Source organism: Pedobacter miscanthi, from assembly GCF_032678605.1.
Lineage (GTDB): Bacteria > Bacteroidota > Bacteroidia > Sphingobacteriales > Sphingobacteriaceae > Pedobacter > Pedobacter miscanthi_A.
In genome coordinates this window covers 1-5358 of record NZ_JAVTSU010000047.1, presented here as the reverse complement: position 1 = coordinate 5358, position 5358 = coordinate 1, and the positions used below count along the sequence as shown (strand labels likewise).

At 43.4% G+C, this 5358-nt stretch carries 3 protein-coding genes; all 3 read left to right on the top strand.

The genetic code is table 11. From position 1 onward, the window contains the following. Positions 1 to 297 precede the first annotated feature (297 nt). The 3 genes from R2R28_RS28905 (at position 298) to R2R28_RS28895 (ending at position 5071) form a co-directional block, all read left to right on the top strand. Positions 298 to 1932: a TldD/PmbA family protein gene (locus R2R28_RS28905; protein WP_316829135.1), complete on the top strand. Its 1635-nt coding sequence runs from the start codon at positions 298 to 300 to the stop codon at positions 1930 to 1932. Between the two features lie 2 nt (positions 1933 to 1934). Beyond that, positions 1935 to 3251, top strand: coding sequence for a TldD/PmbA family protein (locus R2R28_RS28900; RefSeq protein ID WP_316829134.1), 1317 nt, complete (start codon positions 1935 to 1937; stop codon positions 3249 to 3251). Positions 3252 to 3430: 179 nt separating this feature from the next. Further along, complete coding sequence (locus tag R2R28_RS28895; RefSeq protein ID WP_316829133.1) at positions 3431 to 5071, top strand: TldD/PmbA family protein; 1641 nt, start codon at positions 3431 to 3433, stop codon at positions 5069 to 5071. The last annotated feature ends 287 nt before the right edge of the window (positions 5072 to 5358 follow it).

The window sequence follows — 5358 nt, the reverse complement described above, 5'->3', positions numbered from 1 at the left end:
AACTATTTCTGCACTCGTTTGGAAACGAGCGCAAGCATGAATCTTCCAATAGTTTTCGCCATTCCGCTACTGATGAAAAATCAGCAGCTTCAGTCGAAATGACGAATCGCGCGGGATGAAAATCGTATTAAAATCATGTAAACATCAGTTTTTCGCTTAATTTCCATGCTTTTTTTGTCTCCGTTGCAAAATTCACTCAATTTTCAGCTTTGAAACTAAAATGTTATAATCAATTTGATCTTTTTAGCAGCATAAATTAGTTATATTGAGATCGTAAACTAACTTAAACTAAACCAATTGAAAAGAAAAGATTTCCTCTACTTATCCGGAATGGGTATGGGTACCTTACTCCTGCCCGATCTTTCTGCATTCGGAACTCCTATTGACCCTTTACAGGCCTTAGATGGAGTGGATGTAAAAATTAAAAAGGAACTGGCCGATGTTGCACTCAATGCTGCAAAATCAAAAGGTGCAACCTATGCCGATATCCGCATCGGGCGTTACCTGAACCAGTTTGTAGCTACTCGTGAAAAACGTGTTCAAGGTGTTGCCAATACCGAATCGTATGGCGTGGGCATCCGCGTTTTGGCAAATGGATGCTGGGGCTTTGCAGCTACCAACAACGTAACCAAAGATGCCATTGCCAAAGCGGCTGAACAGGCAGTTGCCGTTGCAAAAGCCAATGCAAAAATACAGGGAGAACCTGTGCAACTGGCTCCCCAGAAAGGTTATGGCGAAGTAAGCTGGAAAACACCGATCGAAATCAATGCTTTCGAAGTGCCTGTAAAAGAAAAAGTAGACTTGCTTTTGAACGTGAATGATATCGCCATGCAAAATGGGGCCAACTTTGTAAACTCGGTTATTTTTGCCGTTAACGAGCAGAAATACTTTGCCTCTACCGATGGTTCTTATATCGATCAGGATGTTCACCGCATTTACCCTACTTTTAATGTAACCAAAGTTGACCGCGAATCGGGTAAATTTAAAACCCGTAATGCATTAAGCGCCCCAAGCGGAAAAGGCTACGAGTACATGCACGCACGCCCTGAAGATAAAGTTACCGGCATTGTGACCCGTTACAAAGACCGTTACGATATGCTCGAGGATGTGAAAGAAGCAGCCCGTGTTGCCAATGAAAAAGTAAAAGCAAAATCGGTTGAGCCTGGTAAATACGACCTGGTGCTCGATCCTTCGCACCTTTGGTTAACCATTCATGAATCTGTTGGTCACCCTACCGAACTCGACCGTGTTTTAGGCTATGAAGCTAATTATGCAGGTACCAGTTTTCTTACTTTAGATAAATGGGAATCGAAAAAATTCAAATTCGGTAGCGATAAAGTAAATATTGTGGCCGATAAAACCCAGGTTGGATCACTAGGTGCCGTGGGTTATGATGATGAAGGCGTAAAATGCAAAAAATGGGATTTGATTAAGGATGGGGTTTTGGTAAGTTATCAGGCCATTCGCGATCAGGCACACATTATCGGTTTAACAGAATCTAATGGCTGCTGTTACTCGCAGGGCTGGGATGATGTACAGTTCCAGCGTATGCCAAACGTTTCGCTACAGCCGGGCAAAGAAAAACTAAGTGTGGATGATATGATCAAAAATGTAGAAAAAGGCATTTATATCATTGGCGATGGTAGTTTTTCTATCGATCAGCAACGTTACAATTTCCAGTTCGGCGGACAAATTTTCTACGAAATCAAAGAAGGTAAAATTGTAGGCATGCTTAACGATGTGGCTTATCAGGCCAATACACAAGAGTTCTGGAATTCTTGCAATTCAATCTGCGATGCAGGCGATTACCGTTTAGGTGGCTCGTTCAATGATGGAAAAGGTCAGCCCTCACAAAGCAGTGCCGTTTCGCATGGCAGTTCTACTGCGCGGTTTAATGGAGTTAATGTTATCAATACAGCAAGAAAAATATAATTATGGCCATATTAAGTAAAGAAGAAGCCCAAGCGATATTAAAAAAAGTAATTGGTTTTTCTAAAGCCGATTTCTGCGAAGTAAGTTTAAGCGGTTCAGACGGTGGAAATATCCGCTATGCCCGGAATGCCGTTTCCACAGCAGGCCAGATCAGTACCATGAGTTTAGGAATAAGTTCAACTTTTGGTAAAAAAACAGGCACAGCTACCATCAACGAGTTTGATGATGCCTCCCTTCAAAAAGTGGTAAAAAGAGCAGAAGAATTGGCTATGCTGGCACCGGAGAATCCAGAATTTATGCCACCGCTCGGTCCGCAGACATTTGCCGAATCAAATACCTATAATTCAAAAACTGCCGCCATCACCCCCGATACCAGGGCCGAAATGGTTGGTAAAAGTTTAAGCGTATCAAAAGCAGCCGGTTTAGATGCTGCAGGTTTCCTGGAAAATTCGAACCGTTTTAATGCCATCATGAACTCTAAAGGTTTGTTCGCCTACAACAAAGGCACAAACGTCTCTTTCTCCGTTACCGTGAGGAATAAACAGGGAACAGGCTCGGGTTATGTAGAGCAGGATTTTAACGATCTTGACAAAATGGATACCCTTGCACTCAGCAAAATTGCAGCAAGCAAAGCCAATGGCTCTGCAGGTGCAAAAGCAATAGAACCTGGAAAATATACCGTTATTTTAGAACCGCTTGCAGCCAGCGATATCATTAGCAACATGTTTAGGGGTTTTGATGCCCGCAGTGCCGACGAAGGTAGAAGTTTTATGAGCAAAAAAGGTGGTGGCACACGTTTAGGAGAGCAATTATTTTCTGAAAATGTAAATATCTATTCCGATCCGATGAATACCGAAATCCCGTCTTCAACTTTTACAGGTGAAGGTTTGCCGGTAACCAGAACACAGTGGGTAGAAAAGGGTGTAGTAAAAAACCTATCCTATTCAAGATATTGGGCCGCACAGAAAAATGTCCAGCCGCTTCCCTTTAGCCGCAGCATGATTATAGAGGGTGGCACACAATCATTGGAAGACCTGATCAAAAGCACCGAAAAAGGTATTTTGGTTACCCGTTTCTGGTACATCCGCTCGGTTGATCCACAAACTTTATTATTAACAGGACTAACCCGTGATGGCACTTTTTATATCGAAAACGGCGAAATCAAATTCCCGATCAAGAATTTCAGGTTCAACGAGAGTCCGGTAATTATGCTCAACAATGTGGAAGCTTTAGGTAAACCGGTAAGAACTGGAAGCGGATTGATCCCACCAATGAAAATAAGGGATTTTACCTTCACTTCATTATCAGACGCGATTTAACTAGCGATAGTCCACCCAAAAACTCCGTCATTGCGAGGTACGAAGCAATCTTAATGCACACGCTGGTAGCGACCGTTGTAAGATTGCTTCGTCGTTCCTCCTCGCAATGACGACCGTTCTATGAATGTCACCCTGAGCGGAGTCGAAGGACCTAAAACAACTTATTAAAACATTAAAAATTGAGAAGAAGAGATTTCCTATACATGACAGGTGTTGGCCTTGGCGCCAGCATAATCCCCAACATCCCTGCTTTTGGCAAAATTATTTCTGTTGAAGAATCTTTAACTCCTGTTGATGTTGCCCTGAAGAAAAAAATGGCCGATGTTGCACTTAATGCAGCAAAAAGCAAGGGTGCAACCTATGCCGATGTTCGGATAGGCCGGTACCTGAACCAGGTTGTGGCCACCAGGGAAACGCGGGTTGAAAATATCTCCAATTCCGAATCCTATGGTTTGGGTGTTCGCGTAATTGCCAACGGAAGCTGGGGTTTTGCCGCCACCAACAATATGGATGATGCCAGCATTGCCAAAGCTGCAGAAGCTGCCGTGGCCATTGCAAAAGGAAATGCCAAAATTATGGAAGAGCCTGTTCAACTGGCTCCTCAAAAGGGCTTTGGCGAGGTAAGCTGGAAAACACCTATTGAAATCAATGCTTTTGAAGTGCCCATTGCCGATAAAGTAGACCTGCTTTTAAAAGTAAACAGCGAGGCGATTAAAGGCGGTGCAAAATACATCAGCTCCAACCTCTTCATGATCAATGAGCAGAAATATTTTGCTTCAACCGATGGTTCTTATATCGATCAGGATATCCACCGCATATGGCCAACATTTACGCTCACCAAAACCGACGCAGCTAGTGGCAAATTCGAAACCAGGAATGCTTTAAGTGCCCCCATGGGGATGGGTTTTGAATACCTGAAACCTAAAGACGAAGAAAAAATTAAAGGCGGTCCCGTTACGATGTACAAAAAGCGTTACGACATTCTGGAAGATGTGCGTGAAGCAGCAGTACATGTTGACGAAAAATTAAAAGCAAAACCCATTGCCCCGGGCAAATACGACCTGGTATTGGATCCTTCGCACCTCTTTTTAACCATTCACGAATCTGTTGGCCACCCAACAGAATTAGACCGGGTTTTAGGCTACGAAGCCAATTATGCCGGAACCAGTTTCCTGACACTGGATAAATGGGAATCAAAAAAATTCAACTTCGGGAGCAAAGAGGTCAACATAATTGCAGATAAACTGGAAACAGGTTCTTTAGGCGCTGTAGGTTATGATGATGAAGGTGTAAAATGCGGCAAATGGGATATCATTAAAGATGGGATTTTGGTGAATTATCAAACCATCCGCGATCAGGCACATATTTTAGGTTTGGCAGCATCGCAAGGCTGCTGTTACGCCGACAGTTGGGACAGTATCCAGTTTCAAAGGATGCCAAATGTTTCATTAGCGCCCGGAAATGCCGCTTTAAGTGCAGCAGATATGGTAAAAAATGTAGAAAAAGGCATTTACATGTTCGGTCGAAATTCTTATTCGATCGATCAGCAACGCTATAATTTCCAGTTCAGCGCACAATTGGCCTACGAAATCAAGGAAGGCAAAATTGTAGGCATGTTTAAAGATGCTGCCTACCAGGCCAATACGCAGGAATTCTGGAACTCCTGTGTGCAGCGCTGTGATAAAAACGATTACCGATTGGGCGGAACATTTTCGGATGGAAAAGGCCAACCCGGACAGGCAAGTGCTGTTTCGCATGGCAGTTCCACTACCCGTTTTAATGGTGTTAATGTGATTAATACAGGTAGGAAGCTGGGGTAAGCCCACCTCTTATCTCTAAACGTCATCTCGACCGAAGCATCGCGAAGTGGAGAGATCTACCTCGAGACAGATTTAGCTTCGCTGAGCCTGCGGGTTCTCGGCTGCGTTGCACTCTGCTGCTATTGACAGATTATAAGATAAGTCGTCATTGCGAGTACTCATCAGGGCGCAATCTGAAAAAAATGGGGATGACGTTAGTTTGTTATTTCGAATCGTATTAAACTTTAATTTTGTAAAAAAAAGCAGGGCAAGCTACATACCCCGTACATAACCTGGAGCCTTTGAAC